The sequence below is a fragment of the Luxibacter massiliensis genome (assembly GCF_900604355.1).
In the GTDB taxonomy this organism is placed as follows: domain Bacteria; phylum Bacillota; class Clostridia; order Lachnospirales; family Lachnospiraceae; genus Luxibacter; species Luxibacter massiliensis.
This window is the reverse complement of record NZ_UWOE01000001.1, coordinates 2,894,355-2,913,201: the sequence shown is the minus strand read 5'-3', so window position 1 is coordinate 2,913,201 and position 18,847 is coordinate 2,894,355. Positions and strand designations below refer to the sequence as shown.

Sequence of the window (18,847 nt, the reverse complement as noted above, 5' to 3'; positions counted from 1 at the left end):
TTCCTTTCAGATTATTCTATTTTATAATATGTAAAAAGTTCCAGGATGTTACTGGACACAGGCATCAGCCATATAGTGGGTGTGCCCAAAGGCGGCGGTTATCTCTCGGTTGCTGGGGATGCATCCTTTTGGAGCCTGACAGGTGTGTTTGGTTTCCCAATATTCCAATGACAATGTTTCTATATGTCTTTCTGCTCCCAAAGTCAATATAACTAATGACCCTTTTGAAAATGAGAAATGGGTCTTTTCTTGAATCGTATATATTTATATGTTATCATAACGGGAGTAAGTTTAAACTAACCATCTGGGGGATGACAATGGGAAGAGTAAATTTTAATCAAGAATGGTATGGCATACAGGCCAAAGTGCTTGCCCAGAGCGATGACTGTGTGGTTGTAGACTATGGCTGTAATGGCCGGGGCATCGTGAAAAACTATAATTTATTTGAGGGGATCCAGCTTTGTTTCCTGGACTTTGAAACAGACGGGTCTATGAAAACCCAGAAGTTTAATCCAGATATTATCCAGATCACGCATTGCCAGACGGGACGCTATGAATGCGAATTTGCCAATCATACTGTATCGTATTTGCCGGAGGACTATTTTAGCGTCGCGGCAACGGAGCATTTGCCAATTTCCTTTTCTTTTCCTTTGAGGAAGTATTATGGTGTCAGCCTTGTCATAGACCGGCAGGCATTGTCGGAGGCAACACGCCAGTTGATGCAGATGATCCCCATTGACCTTGACAGGATAGGGACAACGCTGGGCCTGGAGACACGGTGGTATGTCAGCTATACCCCACCGCAATTACGGTATCTATTTTCAGAATTATATGCCGCCGATGGAAGGGAGCCAATCGGCTATTTTAAAATAAAGGCTATCGAGCTGCTCTATCACATGGATCAGTTGACGCAAGTAAATGGGTGCGACTTAAAATATTTTGATAAGAAGCAGATACAGGCTACAAAGGCTATACGGGAGTATCTTGTTTCTCATCTGGATGAAAAGGTATCTGTAGAGCAGTTGGCAAAAGAATCACATCTGAACATGTCAGTTTTCCATCTTGTATTTTCTCATATTTATGGGGATACCCCGTATGCACATTTAAAAAAATACAAAATGAATTTGGCCGCCCAGTGGCTTTCGGAAAATAAGATGAAGATTGGGGACATTGCATTGGAGCTGGGATATAGCAATGCAAGCAAGTTTGCCAGAGCATTTCATTCTGTCTATGGGATGCTGCCCAAAGATTACCGAAAAAATAGATAGTATGAACGGGCTATTTTTGGCCTGTATGCGGAGATTTGGAGTAGCAGACATTTCCGGGGATTGCTAAAATGAATGGTGAGGTTAGTGATTTCTAACCTCGCCATTTTATTTAAGGAGGATTTATGATATGTCAAACGAAAGGCCGAAACAGGCGAAACCAAAGACGGGTTTGGCACGGTGCATGGAATTAGCCTCTGACAGAAAGGGCCTTGTATTTTTGGCTGCGGTTCTTTCGTCACTGGCGGCCATTGCGTCGTTCATCCCATACATAGCGGTTTATTTTATGATCCGCTCGATTATAGGTGTCTACCCGAACCTTGATCAGTTGGATATGGTAATGAATTACGGCTGGCTGGCGCTGGCGGGGATTTTGGCAAATATTCTGCTGTATTTTCTGGCTATTTTCAGCTCTCATATGGCTGCGTTTGGGACACTGTACGAACTGAAGGTTCTCTTTGCAGACCATATCACTAAAATCCCGTTGGGGTATCATCTAACGATTGGCAGCGGCCGCCTGCGCAAGATTATGGATGAGAACATCGAAAGTGTGGAAGGGTTTATTGCGCATCAGTTCCCAGATTTTGTCGCGTCCATTACAGCGCCTATCGCCATGGCCATTATTCTGCTGGCCGTTGACTGGCGGTTTGGCCTCCTTTCTCTGGCCGGCATCATTCTGGCCTTTGCCGCAGAGTTTATCGGCTTCGGCAGCGGCGAAATGAAAGAGAACATGGGCAGGTATCAAAAGGCACTGGAGGAAATGAATAATGCTTCTGTGGAGTATGTTCGGGGAATGTCAGTGGTAAAGGCGTTCAACCAGACTGCATTTTCTTTCAAAAAACTCAAGGAGGCAATCACCGGCTATACAGAATGGGTCCTGAAATTCTCCCTGGGTTGGCAGAACTGTATGCCCGCTTTTACTACGATTATTAACAATGTTTACCTGATCCTCGTCCCTGCCGGTATCCTGATCGGCTCCAGAACCGATGATTTTGCGGGGTTTGCAATGACCTTTATTTTCTATCTGCTCTTTGTGCCCGCTATTTCCGGCGTACTGAATAAAATTATGTATATCTCTGAGTCGTTTATGCAGATTGATGGGAATGTGGCCCGGATGGATGAGATACTGAATATCCCTGAATTGACGGAAACCGATCACCCTAAGAAGCCTGCGGGTAATGATGTCATTTTCAAAGACGTCAGCTTCTCCTACACCGGGGATACCTCCGAGAAGGCGCTTGAAGATGTATCTTTCGCGGCGAAGCAGGGACAGGTCACGGCTATCGTCGGCCCATCCGGCGGCGGCAAGAGCACCATTGCCAATCTGATTTCCCGTTTTTGGGATGTGTCCTCCGGCAGCATTACCATCGGCGGCGTAGATGTGCGCGATATGTCAGAGGGTGGCCTGATGCGCCACGTCAGCTTTGTATTCCAGGATATTTTCCTGTTCAAACAGAGCATTCTGGATAATATCTGCATGGGCAATCCTAGTGCCAGTGAGGAACAGGTGATTGCAGCGGCGAAAGCCGCACAATGCCATGAGTTTATTTCTAAACTTCCCGAGGGGTATCATACAGTAGTGGGTTCTAAGGGCGTCCATCTTTCAGGTGGCGAGCGCCAGCGTATCGCCATTGCGCGGGCCATCATCAAAGACTCGCCTATCATCGTGCTTGACGAGGCAACAGCGTTCAGTGACCCGGAGAACGAATACCTGATCCAGAAAGCCTTTGAAAAGCTGATGCAGGGTAAAACGGTTATCATCATTGCGCACCGCCTCTCTACGATCCGCAATGTGGACAAGATCATCGTTATGGAAAAAGGCCATTTGATTGAGGAAGGGAAACATGATGAGCTGGTGGCCGCAGGCGGACGGTATGCGCAGATGTGGAACCATTATACAGAAGCGATTGGCTGGAAAATCAGCGGAAAGGCGGTGTAATTATGAGCAGATTGCAAAAAACTTTATTTTTATCAGACAAGGGTTATGCAGACCTGAAACAAGCAATCTTCGCCTGCACATTGACGAACCTCTCTATGCTTCTTCCCTTCTGTGTGACCGTAATGATCTTCAGCGAGATCCTGACGCCCTTTATAAACGGCGGCCCGATTCATTGGAACCACATTTGGATGCTGTGGGGTGCAGGCATCGTTTCGGCCATCTTAGTATTTCTGGCCGCTAAAAATGATTACCGTAAAACTTATATTGCTTCTTACAAGGAGTCGAACACGACCCGTGTGCGGATTGCCGAACATCTCCGGAAACTTCCCATGAACTTCTTTAACACAAAGGATCTTTCCGAACTGACCACAAATATGATGGCGGATTGCAGCAGCATGGAGTCCCTGCTCAGCAGCACGGTCCCTCCCCTGATTGCAAACGGCATTACCGTAACTCTTACCTGCGTCCTACTTTCCTTTTTCGATTGGCGGCTTGCTTTGTGTGTATTCGTCACGGTTCCGGCTGCGTTCCTCATTATTTGGGTGAGCCGAAACCACCAGAGGAAGCTGTTTGAAAAGCAGGTTGACGCCAAACTGGCTGCCTCCGATCAGGTACAGGAATATCTGGAGGGGATGAAGATCATCAAGTCCTGCGGGTTATCTGGCCCTCGTTTCCACGCATTGGACAAAGCTCTATTAACTATGAAGAAAATCGCCATCAAAGTAGAAATGGCTGTCGGTGTGTTTATGTCCAGTGCCAGTATGATTTTGCAGGCAGGTATTGGTATTACGATCTTTGTTGGAGCCATCCTTTTGACGGACGGGCAGATTGAGCTTCTTCCTCTGCTTATGTTCCTGCTGATGGTTACACGGATTTATGGACCTATTTTGGCAATTTTGGCTAATCTGTCCTCGCTGCTGAATTTGAATGTGGTCACAAGCCGTATGCGCACCCTGCTCACCACCCCTGCCATGGGCGGTGAAGAAAAAACAGTTCCAAACTGCAATATTGAATTGTCCCATGTGACCTTTGCCTATAATCAGGAAGATGTTATCAAAGATGTTTCCTGTAAAATCCCTCAGGGGAGCGTGACTGCCCTGGTCGGCCCGTCAGGCTCGGGCAAAAGCACACTTTCCAAACTGGTTGCCCGCTTTTGGGATGTTCGGCAGGGTAAGATTACCGTGGGCGGCAGGGACGTGGGGAGTATGGAGCCGGAAAGCCTAATGTCCTATATGTCCTTTGTATTTCAGGATGTGACCCTGTTCAATGATACAGTGATGAACAATATCCGGCTGGGCAATCCAAATGCAACAGATGAAGAGGTGATGGCCGCGGCGAAAGCGTCCTATTGCCATGAATTTGTCCGTGAGATGCCGGACGGGTATCAAACCGTTCTGGGTGAAAATGGCAGCACACTTTCCGGCGGCGAGCGTCAGCGTATTTCCATCGCCCGCGCCCTGCTGAAAAATGCCCCCATTATTCTGCTAGATGAGGCAACCGCCTCTCTCGACCCGGAGAATGAGGTCCTGGTGCAGAAGGCCATTGCCAAACTGGTAGAAGGCAAGACGGTTATCGTGATTGCCCACCGGCTTCGTACTATTGTGGATGCTGACCAGATCCTTGTCCTTGATAATGGCAGGCTGGCAGAGCACGGAACACATGAGGAGCTGATGAAGAAGAACGGTCTGTATCACAAGTTGTTCCACATACAGAAGGAGAGCCTTGGATGGGTTGTGTGACTCCTGCAAAGGAGGCTGCGATGAAATTTCATGCTTCTGGGGATCTGAAGGTGATTTTGATATTGCGTAAGAAAACCAGGGAATAGGGCGCTTCCTCTATGGGGAAGAAGCGGGTTTCATCCGTTGTCCGCAGAAAAACAGCCTGAGAGGGTTATGACTCCCTCTCAGGCCGTTTTTTGGTTATCACTTATTCGATGTGCCACTGGGAACTTTGCTGCTGCAGTTTTACCATGCGGCGGTAGAGTCCGTCCCTGGCTATCAGCACGGACGGAGATCCTTCTTCCGCCACCTGCCCGTCGGCCAGGACGACAATCTTATCGGCTGCTTCCACAGTGCGCATCCGGTGGGCGATGACGAGAACTGTCTTGCCTGCCAGCAGGCGGGAGAGCGCCCCCTGCACCTTAGTTTCGTTTTCCACATCCAGGCTGGCGGTGGCCTCGTCCAGCAGCACAATGGGCGCATCCTTTAAAAGAGCCCTGGCAATGGAAATCCGCTGCCGCTCCCCACCGGAGAGTTTGGCGCCATTTTCTCCGATGGGAGTATTGTAGCCTTTGGGAAGCTTGCGGACAAATTCGTCACAGTTGGCGGCTTTGGCTGCAGCCAGTACCTGGTCGTCTGTGGCGCCCCGCTTGCCCAGACGGATATTTTCCATGACTGTATCGTCAAAGAGCACTACATCCTGAAACACCATAGAATAATCCGTAAGCAATACCTCTGGGTCTATGGTTGAAATATCCACGCCGCCTACTTTGATGGAGCCTCTGGAGACATCCCACAACCTGGCAGCCAGGCGGGCGCAGGTACTTTTGCCAGAGCCGGAGGGACCGACCAGCGCTGTGATTTCCCCCTCCTTGGCGGTAAAGCTCACATCGCGGAGGACGTCCTTCTCATCGTAAGCAAAACCCACATGGTCGAATACGATGTCATGCCCGTTGGGCTTAAATTTCGCAGCTCCTTCTGCGGTGGGGGTGTTGTAAATCTCCATCATACGGTCTGCTGATACCTGGGAGACAAACATCTCCGCAATAAGTGCCAGACTCTGGTCAAAGGGCGCATAGACCCGGGTAATAACTAACAGGAACAGAAACAGCAGCATAAAGTCGATGCGGCCGGAGAGGATGAGATTGGCTCCCTCAAGGATTGTGGTGGCTACACCCAGGCGCATGATCACGCTGGCGGCGTTGACGAAAAGGCCTGTGCCCAGCTCACCCCGGATCATAATCCTTTCGTGTTCGTCAATTTTTTGGTTCAGTCCATTGAGATAGCGTTCCTCCTGGTTAGTGGCGCGGATTTCACGGACATTTTCCAGAGCTTCCTGAATTCCGTCCGAGACGACCACAGACGCTTTTTTGGTTTGTTCAGCGCTGCGGCTGGTGATTTTACGGCTGCCGAACAACAGTCCAAAAGCCACTGGTACACCCCATAGGCAGGCGATAGCCAGCCGCCAGTCGTAGATGAGCAGGCAGAGGGCAATGATTGCTGTAGAGATATAGGAACCGTACAGATATCCCAGAACATGGGACCAGACGTGCTCCATGCGGTTGACATCTCCCATGACGGTTTCGGTCAAATCTGCAAGATCCCGTTTGCCAAAGTAACCCAAGGGCAGCTTGCGCAGCCGTTCTGCAAGGCTGAGGCGGGTGGCTTTGACCTCGTTATATACTAGTCCGTAGGTAGCTTTGTATTGCTGCAAATGGGTCACCAAGGACAGGATGACAAATAGGAGTACCAGACCGATCAGAACTGCCGCACCGGGCAGTTCTTCTTTGTCTATCAGGGTTCCCATAAAGCCGGACATCATCAGATACAGGACGCTGATGCCGCCCATGACAACCAGATTGACGATGACCGTCCAGAAAGCGCCTTTTTTGGTATTGCGAATACCCTGGTCGGTTAGGGCGTATTTGCGCTGAAACTTTTTACTGAACATTTACTCTGCCTCCTTTTCACTGGTTATTTTCCATTGGACTGCCCGGTTATAATCAGTCCACATCCGGGCATACAGACCGCTTGCTGAGGTAAGTTCGGCATGGGTGCCCTGTTCGGCGATGTGCCCTTCCTCCAGAACAATGATCTTATCTGCACCCACCACGGTGGACAGGCGGTGGGCAATCATGATGACGGTGCGCCCTTTCGTCAGCGTGGAAAAGGCTTTCTGAATCAGCACTTCATTCTCTGGATCGGCGAAGGCTGTTGCTTCATCCAGCACTACGATGGGAGCGTCCTTTAAAATGGCGCGGGCCAGGGCAATGCGCTGCTGCTCGCCGCCGGAAAGATAGGTTCCCTCAGAACCGATTTGGGTGTCAATCCCATTGGGCAGCTTATCGAGAATATCCTGGCACTGGGCGGCCGTGAGTGCTGCGAGTACCTGCTCCCGTGTGGCATTGGGCCGTGCAGCCCGCACGTTTTCCAAAATAGATGCTTTGAACAGGCGGTTATTCTGGAACACAAAAGCCACCTGATCCATCAGCACGTGGGGATCCATCTGGGTTACATCTACACCGCCGACTTCTACTGTACCGGAAGTCGCGTCCCAGAATCGGGGTATCAGGCTGGCTGCCGTTGTCTTTCCGCCGCCGGAGGGGCCTACCAGCGCTACGGTCTGCCCCGGTTCTGCCGCGAAAGTGACATGGGAGAGGGCAGGTGTTTGTGCGCCGTCATAGGTAAAGCTCACATCCTTAAATTCCACCTTATTGCCATGAGGTGTTTTCGGATGTGCAGGGGCCTGCAGGGTGGGAGCGTCCATCACCTGGTTGATGCGGCCTAAGGCGGTGCCTGCCAGCATCATACCGGAGGCGGCGAACATAATCTTGGCCAGCGCTGTGGAGATAATGGCCGAAAATACCGCATAAAAAGCAAAGTTGGTGACAAAGCCGGCAAAGTTGCCGTTTTCCAGGGCGCCAGGCGCCAAAAACAGCGCTACTGGAACCAGAAATACAAAAGCACCTTCCGTAAAGGTTAGGTTGACGGACTGAGGCGCCCGGCACACATCTGCCTGATAATACTCTGCCTTGCTGCTGTATTCCTCGATGGCCTCTTGAAAGGCTTTAAAAGAATAGACTGTCTGCTGGAAGATTTTCACTACGGGAATGCCCCGGACATATTCGGTGCCTGCTTTAGTCATACGATCCTGGGCAGCTTGGTATTCCGCCATCAGCTGCACGTTTTTGCCGCCCATCATGGAGAACATGGCGATTACCGAGATAACTGCTGCCAGCAGGCAGGCGGCTCCCATCCGCCAGTCAAAGACGAACATCAGTACCAGCATAGTTAGAAACAGAACGACAGTGCCGACAATATCCGCCAGGTTGTGGGCAAGCAGCGTCTCGGTATCGGCCGCCGCTGCGTCCAGCCGGCCACGGATGAGTCCGGAAGCATTGGAATCAAAAAAACCAAGCGGAGCCTTCATCACATGGGCAACGCCCTGTTTGCGAATGTTGGACGCCGTACGGAAGGCTGCCAAATGGGTACACATGAGACCGGCAAAGTAAATTACAATGCCGCCTACCGCAAAGGCGAAGGCCAGCCAGCCGTAGCGGGCAACATTCTGTGCCTGGATCCAGTCGGGTGCCACAGCGATGAGATCTCTGGCTGCCAGCCAGATGCAGATGTAGGGCGCCATACTCAGCAGCATGGACAAGGCCGACAAGGTTAACCCCAGGAAGGTCAGGCCTTTGTGGCTACCTGCATAGCCAAGCAGCGTCGCCAGGTCACTCTTTTTTTCTTTTTTCATGTAATAACCTCCTTATATATATTGGTTAGTGATAACTAACCTTTGGGCGAAAAAACAGGGGGAAATTCCCTTTTCATTCTATGTGCTCATGGAGTCATCAGTTTTAGCCAGCCGGCAGTATAAAAACCCCGCAACTGATTGACATAGCGCATTGCCTGTTCATAAGGCATATCGTGAATTACCACTTCAAAGATGCCGCTGAACATACCGCTGGCAAGAATATGGCATAGCTGTCGGTCTACTTCTGGCACGTTCTGCCCCAGGCGGCGCAGAACCTGGATATATTGCAGGGTGGATTCCACTTCGACCTCTACCATGCGATGAATAAACTGTTCATAGCCGGTGCCCTCGGCACAGCAAAGCAGCAGTTTGACCGGCTCCCGGTGCTGACAGATATATTTGACCATCCAATGCAGATAAGTCCCTGAATCCTGTCCCATGTGCGCCGGCTGTTCCGACTCCGGCAACCCGGCAAAAGAAATCTGAGCTGCCATAAACCTGCTCATCAAAGCGGAGGCGTGGGGTTCTACGATAGAGGCAAACAGAGCTTCTTTATTAGTAAAATAACCGTAAAAGGCTCCCGTGGTCACCCCGGCCTGCTTTACAATCTGACGAAGGGATGCCCCGCGAAATCCTTTTTGGAAAAACTCATTCAGAGCCGCTTTTTGAATTTTTTCCAATGTGTCTGAGACACGTTCCTGCATAATGGCCTCCATGTAACACTGCTATGTGACAGTGTTATAATACACCTTTCAGATGATCTTGTCAATAGTATATAATTTCATAAGTTGTAATCCTATTGACACTCTGCTTTTTACATGCTAAATAAAGGCATATAAAAAAGAATGTGCCAAAGCACATTCTCATAATTGATACATGCCCAAGGGGCAAATTTGTTTTATTCCTTTTCGCTGGAATCCTTTTCTGTTTCCGTGGTTCCCTCTGGTACATCTGTCTCTGGGAGGTAAAGGTGGACACTCTCAACACGGTTTTTATCCAGGGATTCGACAACAAGTTTCATACCATTGCCGGTCTGGACCTCATCTCCCAATTCAGGAAGGCGGTCCAGATTCTCTATAATAAAACCACCCAATGAATCATAATCATCTGATTCTAATTCGAGGCCGAGCCGGTCATTGACATCATCCAAGCTCATGGAACCCTCTACAATATATTCATTTTCACTAATCTGACGGAAAAAATCTTCCTCTTCAGCATCATACTCATCATGGATTTCACCGACAATCTCTTCCAGTATATCCTCCAGCGTAATAAGTCCTGCTGTCTCCCCATATTCGTCCAGCACTACTGCAATATTAAAAGAGGCGTCACGCATTTCAACAAGAAGTTCGGAGATACTCTTATATTCATAAGTAAAATAGGCCTCACGCAGGATGTCGCGCACACTGAAAGTGTCTCTGTTTTCAAACAAAAGAAGATCCTTCATATTGATAGTACCGATAACATTGTCAGTTGTATCCTCATAAACTGGAAGCCGGGTGAATTTATCTTCTTTAAATATTTCGATTAACTCTTTATAAGTACTATTCACATCTGCAAATGTTACATGGACACGTGGGACCATAACATCCTTTGCCCGGGCATCTCCCAGATCAAAAACATTATAAATCATCTCTTTTTCTTCAGATTCAATAATCCCATCTTCATGGCCCACATTAACGATGGTACGCAGCTCATCTTCTGTCATGGCACTATTCTTGGCATTCGGGTCAACACGCAGCAGGCGCAGAATCCCACGGCAGAAAAGATTAATGATAAATATAACAGGGGTCATCAGCGTCATAAATGCACGTATAAAGCGGATGTTAGATAATGCCAGCTTTTCTGCATGCAGCGTGGCCATATTCTTAGGGGTTATTTCCCCGAATACAAGGATGGCAACTGTCAGCACGGCAGTCGCAATGCTGACCATATAACCGCCAAAGCTGTAAGCCAGTGTGGCGGAAAGTGAAGACGCTGAGATATTCACAATATTGTTGCCGATTAATATGGCACTCAGCATTTTGCTGGAATGGTTTTCCGTAACATCTAGTACAAGCTGTGCTTTTTTGTTTCCGTCTTCCGCTAACGAACGCATACGTATTTTATTTACGGTCGTAAGCGCTGTCTCTGAAGAAGAAAAAAATGCAGATAAAAATAATAGTACAATCAATATGACAAATTGTATGGCGTCACTCGAGTCCAATTGTCTGTTCACTCCTTTATTTATGAAATATTCCTATGCATATCTTATTGAACATTGGTAGTTCAATAAGCGTATCCTATTGAACATTAACAGTTCAATAAGCGTATCCTATTGAACATTAACAGTTCAATAAGCGTATCCTATTGAACATTAACAGTTCAATAAGCATATCCTATTGAACATTATCAATCCGATAAGTATGTCATCTTATTGAACATTATCAGTCCGATAAGTATGTCGTCTTATTGAACATTAGTAGTTCAATGAGCGTATCCTATTGAACATTATCAGTCCGATAAGTATGTCCTCTTATTGAACATTGGCAGTCCAATAAGAATCGCCCTATTGAAAACGTAGGTGCCCGCCTGCCTGGCAGGGGGTATCTCAAGGTATATATACTTAACCAATATACATCATTTATAGGGAATTTGCAAGTATCCTGTGGTTGAATTTAGAGATGGATTGTTGTATGATTGTGGGAAGAATAGTTCAAATGAAATGGAGTACATTTATGGATCTACACAGAAAACTATGTGATTTACTGGGGGAAGAACAGGTACTTATAGATGAACCGATGAGCAGGCATACGACATTTAGGATAGGAGGACCTGCAGATTATTTTGTGCGTCCGTCCGGCTCTGAAGAGATAAAGGAGACAATAGCTATATGCAGGGATGCTTCCGTACCCTATTATATTTTGGGCAATGGCAGCAACCTTTTGGTGGGAGATAAGGGATACCGGGGGGTTATAATCCAGATTTACAGGAACATGGACGCGGTGCGGACTGAGGGAAATAGAATTTATGCACAGGCTGGGGCATTGTTGTCTAAAATAGCTGCGGAGGCACTGAAGAATGGACTTACAGGTTTTGAGTTTGCGTCCGGCATACCGGGAACTCTGGGTGGGGCTGTTATGATGAATGCAGGCGCTTACGGAGGCGAAATGAAGCATATTTTAGAAAGTGCTGAGATTATAACTCCAGAAGGGCAGTGTATGGAACTTAAGGCAGGGGAACTTAAACTGGGATACCGGACCAGCATTGTCGCCGCTAACCACTACATTGTCCTTGGCGCAGTTATCAGGCTGGCATCTGGAGACAGGGAAGATATACAGGCATATATGGAAGATTTGAAAAGACGCAGAGTGGCAAAACAGCCTCTTGAGTACCCTAGCGCAGGAAGTACCTTTAAGCGTCCGGAGGGGTATTTTGCGGGGAAGCTGATTGAAGAGGCAGGACTGCGGGGATTCCAGATAGGGGATGCCCAAGTGTCGGAGAAACACTGCGGGTTTGTTATTAACAAAGGGAATGCGACGGCCGCAGATATCATATCTCTAATGGGGAAAGTTGCGGACAGAGTGGAGGCCACAGCGGGAGTCAGGCTGGAGCCTGAGGTAAAACGGATAGGAGAATTCTGATATGAGATTTGTAATTGTTACGGGCATGTCAGGTGCTGGGAAGTCAACAGCCTTAAAAATGCTGGAGGACATGGGGTACTTTTGTGTTGATAATCTGCCCATTCCTTTTATGACAAAGTTTGCGGAGATGTTCTCTACCCCAGATGCGGAGATAAACCAGGTTGCCCTGGGGATTGACATACGGGGGGGCCAGGCATTTGAAGGGTTGGATGAAAAGCTTCAGCAAATAGAAGAAATGGGTATTCCGTATGAAATATTGTTTTTGGACGCAGGAGATGACGTGCTCGTAAAAAGATACAAAGAAACACGGCGGCAGCATCCCCTGGGCGGGACGGGACATATCGATAGAGGTATTGCAAAAGAAAGAGAGAAAATTGCGTTCTTAAAAATGAAGGCAGCGTATATACTTGATACAAGTAAGATGCTTACAAGGGAACTGCGCATGGAGCTGGAGAAAATTTTTGTGCAGGGCAAGGACTTTAAGAACCTGTATATTACAGTGATGTCCTTTGGCTTCAAATATGGCATTCCCCAGGATGCTGACTTGGTATTCGACGTCCGATTTCTTCCGAACCCATACTATATTGAGGAACTTAGGCCCAAGACAGGCAATGACCCTGAAGTAAGGGATTATGTGATGGATAATGAAAAGGCGCAGGAATTCTTAAACAGGCTGACAGGAATGATCGAATTTCTGATTCCAAATTATATACTGGAGGGAAAAAACCAGTTGGTTGCGGCGATAGGCTGTACTGGCGGGAAGCATCGCTCGGTTACTCTTGCAAACGCACTTTACAAATTTTTGGAACCTAAGGAAAATTATGGGGTACGTATCGAACACAGAGATATCGGGAAAGATGATATAACGAAAGAGAGATAAACAGGAGCTGGTCATGTCATTTTCTGGTAATGTAAAAGAAGAGCTTTCAAGACAATGGAATACGGCAAGACACTGTCAGATTGCTGAACTGGCGGCCTTAATCAGTATGTGCGGGATTATTGCTGTCAGAGACGGCGGGAAATATAGTATTAAAATCCAATCGGAAAATTCTGCTGTTGCAAGAAAAGGCTTTACATTAGTAAAAAAAACATTTAATATAGAAGCTGATATCTCTATCAGGAGGAATATTTCAAAGCAAAGTGTATCTTATATGGTTGTTGTAAAACGGCATAGAGATGCACTGCGGATCCTTCAGGCAACGAAACTGATAGACGAAAGCAGAGGTGAATTGGGAGAAATCCATATAGCCAATTCCCTTGTTGTGCAGCAAAACTGCTGCAGGCGTTCTTTTATCAGGGGCGCTTTTTTAGCGGCAGGCTCTATGAGCGATCCGAATAAGTCATACCACTTTGAAATTGTCTGTTTTTCTGAAAAGATAGCACATCAGCTTCAAGAACTGATATGTGGGTTTTCTATGGATGCCAAGATTGTCCAAAGGAAAAGATCCTACATTGTGTATCTTAAGGAGGGGGCCCAGATAGTAGATATCCTGAATATTATGGAGGCGCATATATCCCTTATGGAATTGGAGAATGTCCGTATTCTGAAGGAAATGCGTAATACAGTAAACCGAAAGGTGAATTGTGAAACTGCCAATATTAACAAAACAGTATCCGCTGCAGTAAAGCAGATGGAGGATATTACATATCTGAGAGATACGATAGGTTTTGAAAGATTGCCGGAAGGACTGGAGGAAGCAGCGCTTGCCCGCCTTTCCCATCCTGATGCAACACTGAAAGAGTTGGGAGAACTCTTATCACCGCCCGTTGGAAAGTCTGGCATGAACCACAGGCTTCGGAAGCTGAGCGAAATGGCAGAGAAGGTTAGGCAAAAGCAAGGAGGATTATTATGATTGAAACACCGGTTGTTGTAAGACATGGCAAAGGAATGGACGGAAGGCCGATCGCTTTGTTGGTACAGGAGGCAAGTCAGTACGCAAGTTCAGTGTATATTCAGGTAGATGATAAAAAGATCAATGCAAAAAGTATTATGGGAATGATGAGCCTGAACCTTCTGGAAGGGGAAGAACTGACAGTAGTCACAGAAGGGGAAGATGAAAAGAAGGCTGCCGAAGGCATCAAGACTTTTTTCAGGAAAGTGAAGTAGGCAGCAGGGGCTTGAGATAGAATTAAAAAGAGTATTCCGTAAAGAGGTTGTACTTTTGTACGGCCTTTTTATGATATAGGGAAGTTTTGGCTTTTCTATGCTATAAAACCTTCTGGGAACTGCAGGCTGCATTTTAGGAAGGGCAGGTTCACGGCAAGATCTGTGGACATGGGGTATAATGGAGGATTGCTATGAAAAAGATGTTGTTTATTTATAATCTGAATGCAGGCACAGGTCTGCTTAAACCTAAGCTTTCAGATGTATTAGATATATTTGTAAAAGGGGGGTATGAGGTCACTGTACATCCTACCCAGGGTTGCCATGATGCTCTCGAAAAAACAAACTCTTTTGAGGAAGAATATGATCTGGTTGTCTGCAGCGGGGGAGATGGCACACTGGATGAGGTGGTGACAGGTATGCTCAAAAGGGAGAGGCAGGTGCCGGTAGGGTATATTCCGGCAGGGACCACAAATGATTTTGCGAACAGCCTCCATATATCTAAGGATATGCTTGAAGCTGCCAACACTGCAGTCAATGGCGTGCCCTTTCCATGTGACGTGGGCGTTTTTAATGATGATTTCTTTGTGTATATTGCAGCATTTGGCCTGTTTACAGATGTATCCTACGAGACTAAGCAGAGTATGAAAAATGTGTTGGGGCATTTGGCATATGTGCTGGAGGGAACAAAGCGTATATTTAATGTGCCGTCGTATTGCATCAGGGTGACCCATGACGGTGAAACACTGGAGGAAGAGTTTGTATTCGGTATGGTTACGAACTCCCGTTCTGTAGGAGGGTTCCGTGGGATCATCGGGAAAGACGTGGTATTTGATGACGGAGAATTTGAAGTGACTTTAATTAAAACTCCGAAGAACGCTATAGAGCTCAATGAGATTATTGCCTCCCTGGTAATTAAGCAGATTGATTCTAAGCACATGTATTCATTTAAAAGTGGGGATATTTGTTTTGAATCTGTGGAGGAGATACCTTGGACCCTGGATGGGGAATTCGGAGGAGGCCATGACCTTGTACGAATCAGAAACCAGAAACAAGGACTTCAGATTATGGTGGCAGAGGATATGGTTGAGAATCTATCAGAGAGAGGGAATGTATGAACCAAAAATCCCTGACCAGCGTGAATCCGTACTTCCTTTCATTTCCTTTATGTCCCTTCATTCAGCAACATTTTCAGCCGTATCAGTTATCTATACTTCATATAACTAATGGCTGAACGTGATACATGGTAAAACTCACAGTTTTTACTATTCTGTTTTGATAACTTGATTTTTTGGTAACGGCTTTCTTTACCAATGTTGTTTTTCTAATCGGCTTTTTGTATAATGGTTAAAAAATATTAACAAAAGGAATGGAAGATATGAAACAAAATGGAAAGAAATTAACGATTTAGTCAATCGGATTTAAGAGGGAATACGGCATATTACTCAATCATAAAGGAGAAACGGCTTATGATTTTATATTTTTCAGGAACAGGAAATAGTGAATATGTTGCAAAACGAATAGGAAAGGAAATAAACGATGAAGCAGTAAACCTTTTTGACAAAATAAGAAATAAAGACATTTCCGAAATGACCTCTGAATGTCCATGGGTAGTTGTTGTACCAACCTATGCGTGGCGGATACCGCGTATTGTCCAAGAATGGCTGGAAAAAACGAACTTTGTAAGGAATACAGATATTTATTTTGTCATGACCTGCGGTGGAAGCATTGGGAACGCAGGGAAATATCTTGAAAAATTGTGTGTTCAAAAGGGCATGAATTATTATGGGTGTGCAGAAATTGTAATGCCAGAAAATTATATAGCGTTGTTTTCCTGTCCCACAGAAGAACAGGCGTTTCGGATTATAGAACAGGCAGAAAGTGTGATAAATAACACAGCGCTTTATATCAAAAAAGGGGACAAACTTACCCGATCGAACATTTCTTTGCGTGATAAAATAAATAGTGGAATTATAAACGATTTATTTTACCCGATATTTGTTCGTGCAAAAAAATTTTATGCCACTGATGATTGTATTTCTTGCGGTAAATGTGTCAGTGTATGTCCTCTTAATAATATTCATATTAAAAACAGAAAACCGATATGGGGAAAAAATTGTACTCATTGTATGGCATGTATCTGTGGTTGCCCGTGTGAAGCAATCGAATACGGAAAACATAGTCAAGGACTGCCGCGTTATACTTGCAAAAAAGCTATCTGATACAAACAGACATTAAAAAAGTTATAATAAATTGAAAAAAGTTCTTGCATATTTTAAAAAGACATAGTATAATGAAAATCGCTTGTGAGAGCAAAATTTTTGTGGCTCCATGGTCAAGCGGTTAAGACGCTAGCCTCTCACGCTGGAATCAGGGGTTCGATTCCCCTTGGAGTCATTTTGGAAAATGCCGGGTAACCCAGTATAGATATATGGGTTCCGGCTTTTTTTAATTTATAGAAAGATAGTAAGGTAATCAAAATACTATTAGAGAAAGGAAAATGCGCAGGGAGCTAAACAGTGGGAAGGGGGCAGTGGTTTATTATGTTCAGCAGGGAGGAATGGAGGATTCTCGATATTCTTGCTTCCGGGGAGTATATGACGGCGGCGGATCTTGCGGCTGATTTGGGATGCAGCAGTAAGACGGTCAGAAGCCGGATTAAAAATATAAACAGAGTATTAAACCAGGCAGGTACGGCTTCTGCTGAGATAGAATCGAAACCTAGATTCGGCTTCAGGCTGGCGGCAGGATCACAAAAGGAAGTCAGGCAGCTTCTTTCGTCGGTAAAAAGTGAAGATGTGAATGGGCCTATACCTTCTACCCCCGGCGAGCGTACGGATTTTCTGCTGTTTTATCTACTTGGGCGCAGTGACTATATTACAATCGCTGAACTCTCCGAAGCCTTGTATGTCTCGGAAAGTGGTGTGAAGACAGCACTGAAAAATACAGAGAGTATTCTTGGGCAGTATGGGATAGAAATAAAAAGAAGGCCTGGGTATGGGATTTTGGCCTATGGAGAAGAAACCAGTATCAGAGACTGCCTCGTAGATCTGTTTATGGAGCAGAAAAAACCTTCTGAAATGTTCAGGGGCACACAAAACCAGGAGATGGAAAGACTGGCTTATATCGTCCAAGGGCTGATGAAAGAGCAGGGAGTCTCCCTGACAGAGATGCAGTTTTATAATTTTCTCAAATATATTTATATCTCAGTCAGGAGGATCCGGCTTGGCAGAGAAATTAAATTTGCAGAGGGCAGCCAGGTGCAGATTGACAGGTCCAATATTGAGTTTGTGGAGTGCCTGCGGGAAAAACTGGAGGAATATTACCCTATTCAAATGAGCGCGGATGAACAAGAATATCTGGCTATTCATTTGGCAGGCAAACGTACGATAGGAAGCAGCGGAGAGGGGAATCTGGTTTTCAGGGAAGAACTAAATAATCTAGTTCAGGAGATGGTAGAGACAGCCTGCGGTGAGTTTAATTTGGATCTGCGGTACAACTTTGATCTGCTGATGCTCCTTAATCAGCACATGGTACCTTTAGACATCAGGCTTAAGTATAACATACCTCTTGTGAACCCTCTGCTCAGTGATATTCAAAAAAATTATCCATTCGCTTATACCATTGCAGAGCGTACATCTGTCATTCTGCAGGAACATTATAAAAAAGAGATTCCCATGGACGAGACAGGCTATCTGGCCCTCATATTTGCACTGGCGCTGGAAGAGCAGCAGCCCGATGTGGAACCCAGTAATATTCTGATCGTGTGCAGTTCGGGGAAGGGAAGCTCACAGCTTTTGACCTTTAAGTACAGGCAGGAGTTTGGGAAATATATTAATAAGATCGAAATATGCAACCTATTTGAGCTGGGTAATATGAATTTTGATGCTATAGATTATGTATTCACGACTGTACCAATTAAAGAGCCGGTGCCGGTGCCGGTTTACGAGGTGAATTTATTTTTAGATAGTCAGGATATTGCAAATATCAGGCGTATTCTGGGGAGGGGAAACCATGGATTTTTGAGAGGCTATTTTTCAGAAAAGCTTTTTTTCCAGATCAGCGGCAATACAAAGGAGCAGGTAATCCACCATTTATGTCAGGCCTGTCAGACGGTGAGGGAACTGCCGGAAGGCTTTGAGGAATCTGTGCTCCACAGAGAGAGGCTTTCAACTACAGATTACGGGAACCTGGCTGCCATGCCCCATCCATATAAAGCTATGAGTGGGGAAACATTTGTGGCAGTAGGGATTCTCAGCCAGCCTATCGACTGGGGGAGGAATGTTGTGCAGGCAGTGTTTATGATATCCGTGGGAAGCCGGGAGGATCAGAACATCCAAAGGTTTTATCAGGAAACGATGCGGCTCCTCATGGATGAGAGCGCTGTGCAGGACTTAATAAATAAAAAAAGCCTTGACGCCTTTTTAGGACATGCATGAATTGA

The 18,847-nt window shown here is 46.2% G+C and carries 14 protein-coding genes and 1 tRNA gene; 11 read left to right on the top strand and 4 right to left on the bottom strand.

Features of this window, described 5'->3' with window-relative positions:
• Positions 1–317 precede the first annotated feature (317 nt).
• The 3 genes from EFA47_RS13395 (at position 318) to EFA47_RS13385 (ending at position 4,943) form a co-directional block, all read left to right on the top strand.
• Positions 318–1,268, top strand: coding sequence for a helix-turn-helix domain-containing protein (locus EFA47_RS13395; protein ID WP_122643737.1), 951 nt, complete (start codon positions 318–320; stop codon positions 1,266–1,268).
• Positions 1,269–1,395: 127 nt separating this feature from the next.
• Positions 1,396–3,204 (top strand): ABC transporter ATP-binding protein, encoded by a 1,809-nt coding sequence (locus EFA47_RS13390; RefSeq protein WP_122643736.1) that lies wholly within the window; start codon positions 1,396–1,398, stop codon positions 3,202–3,204.
• 2 nt (positions 3,205–3,206) lie between these two features.
• On the top strand, positions 3,207–4,943 hold the full coding sequence (locus tag EFA47_RS13385) for an ABC transporter ATP-binding protein (protein WP_122643735.1): 1,737 nt from the start codon (positions 3,207–3,209) through the stop codon (positions 4,941–4,943).
• Positions 4,944–5,130: 187 nt separating this feature from the next.
• Here the strand turns inward: EFA47_RS13385 and EFA47_RS13380 are convergent, their stop codons facing one another.
• The 4 genes from EFA47_RS13380 to EFA47_RS13365 form a co-directional block, all read right to left on the bottom strand.
• Positions 5,131–6,873: an ABC transporter ATP-binding protein gene (locus tag EFA47_RS13380; protein ID WP_122643734.1), complete on the bottom strand. Its 1,743-nt coding sequence runs from the start codon at positions 6,871–6,873 to the stop codon at positions 5,131–5,133.
• Positions 6,874–8,676: an ABC transporter ATP-binding protein gene (locus EFA47_RS13375; protein ID WP_122643733.1), complete on the bottom strand. Its 1,803-nt coding sequence runs from the start codon at positions 8,674–8,676 to the stop codon at positions 6,874–6,876.
• An 86-nt stretch (positions 8,677–8,762) separates the two neighbouring features.
• Positions 8,763–9,380 (bottom strand): TetR/AcrR family transcriptional regulator, encoded by a 618-nt coding sequence (locus tag EFA47_RS13370; RefSeq protein ID WP_122643732.1) that lies wholly within the window; start codon positions 9,378–9,380, stop codon positions 8,763–8,765.
• 194 nt (positions 9,381–9,574) lie between these two features.
• Positions 9,575–10,882: an HlyC/CorC family transporter gene (locus EFA47_RS13365; RefSeq protein WP_122643731.1), complete on the bottom strand. Its 1,308-nt coding sequence runs from the start codon at positions 10,880–10,882 to the stop codon at positions 9,575–9,577.
• Between the two features lie 511 nt (positions 10,883–11,393).
• Here EFA47_RS13365 and murB point away from each other — a divergent pair.
• The 8 genes from murB (at position 11,394) to EFA47_RS13325 (ending at position 18,842) form a co-directional block, all read left to right on the top strand.
• Positions 11,394–12,299, top strand: a complete 906-nt coding sequence (murB, locus tag EFA47_RS13360) for a UDP-N-acetylmuramate dehydrogenase (RefSeq protein ID WP_122644541.1) — start codon at positions 11,394–11,396, stop codon at positions 12,297–12,299.
• A gap of 1 nt (position 12,300) precedes the next feature.
• Positions 12,301–13,179 (top strand): RNase adapter RapZ, encoded by an 879-nt coding sequence (gene rapZ / locus EFA47_RS13355; RefSeq protein ID WP_122643730.1) that lies wholly within the window; start codon positions 12,301–12,303, stop codon positions 13,177–13,179.
• Positions 13,180–13,192: 13 nt separating this feature from the next.
• Positions 13,193–14,152 carry a DNA-binding protein WhiA gene (gene whiA / locus EFA47_RS13350; protein WP_122643729.1) on the top strand — a complete coding sequence of 320 codons (960 nt, stop codon included), beginning with the start codon at positions 13,193–13,195 and terminating at the stop codon, positions 14,150–14,152.
• Complete coding sequence (locus EFA47_RS13345; RefSeq protein WP_122643728.1) at positions 14,149–14,406, top strand: HPr family phosphocarrier protein; 258 nt, start codon at positions 14,149–14,151, stop codon at positions 14,404–14,406. Before whiA ends, EFA47_RS13345 begins: the two co-directional genes overlap by 4 nt.
• Positions 14,407–14,597: 191 nt before the next feature.
• Entirely contained in the window at positions 14,598–15,521 is a 924-nt protein-coding gene (locus tag EFA47_RS13340) for a diacylglycerol/lipid kinase family protein (protein WP_122643727.1), read from the top strand.
• Between the two features lie 351 nt (positions 15,522–15,872).
• Positions 15,873–16,625 (top strand): EFR1 family ferrodoxin, encoded by a 753-nt coding sequence (locus EFA47_RS13335; protein ID WP_122643726.1) that lies wholly within the window; start codon positions 15,873–15,875, stop codon positions 16,623–16,625.
• Between the two features lie 103 nt (positions 16,626–16,728).
• Positions 16,729–16,800 (top strand) — tRNA-Glu (locus tag EFA47_RS13330).
• A gap of 122 nt (positions 16,801–16,922) precedes the next feature.
• Positions 16,923–18,842, top strand: coding sequence for a BglG family transcription antiterminator (locus EFA47_RS13325; protein WP_164690001.1), 1,920 nt, complete (start codon positions 16,923–16,925; stop codon positions 18,840–18,842).
• The last annotated feature ends 5 nt before the right edge of the window (positions 18,843–18,847 follow it).

Coding starts and splice junctions, on each gene's coding strand:
- EFA47_RS13370 (WP_122643732.1), bottom strand. CDS start 9,380: ATGCAGGAACGTGTCTCAGACACATTGGAAAAAATTCAAAAAGCGGCT.
- EFA47_RS13375 (WP_122643733.1), bottom strand. CDS start 8,676: ATGAAAAAAGAAAAAAAGAGTGACCTGGCGACGCTGCTTGGCTATGCA.
- EFA47_RS13395 (WP_122643737.1), top strand. CDS start 318: ATGGGAAGAGTAAATTTTAATCAAGAATGGTATGGCATACAGGCCAAA.
- EFA47_RS13335 (WP_122643726.1), top strand. CDS start 15,873: ATGATTTTATATTTTTCAGGAACAGGAAATAGTGAATATGTTGCAAAA.
- whiA (WP_122643729.1), top strand. CDS start 13,193: ATGTCATTTTCTGGTAATGTAAAAGAAGAGCTTTCAAGACAATGGAAT.
- EFA47_RS13390 (WP_122643736.1), top strand. CDS start 1,396: ATGTCAAACGAAAGGCCGAAACAGGCGAAACCAAAGACGGGTTTGGCA.
- rapZ (WP_122643730.1), top strand. CDS start 12,301: ATGAGATTTGTAATTGTTACGGGCATGTCAGGTGCTGGGAAGTCAACA.
- EFA47_RS13345 (WP_122643728.1), top strand. CDS start 14,149: ATGATTGAAACACCGGTTGTTGTAAGACATGGCAAAGGAATGGACGGA.
- murB (WP_122644541.1), top strand. CDS start 11,394: ATGGATCTACACAGAAAACTATGTGATTTACTGGGGGAAGAACAGGTA.
- EFA47_RS13340 (WP_122643727.1), top strand. CDS start 14,598: ATGAAAAAGATGTTGTTTATTTATAATCTGAATGCAGGCACAGGTCTG.
- EFA47_RS13380 (WP_122643734.1), bottom strand. CDS start 6,873: ATGTTCAGTAAAAAGTTTCAGCGCAAATACGCCCTAACCGACCAGGGT.
- EFA47_RS13385 (WP_122643735.1), top strand. CDS start 3,207: ATGAGCAGATTGCAAAAAACTTTATTTTTATCAGACAAGGGTTATGCA.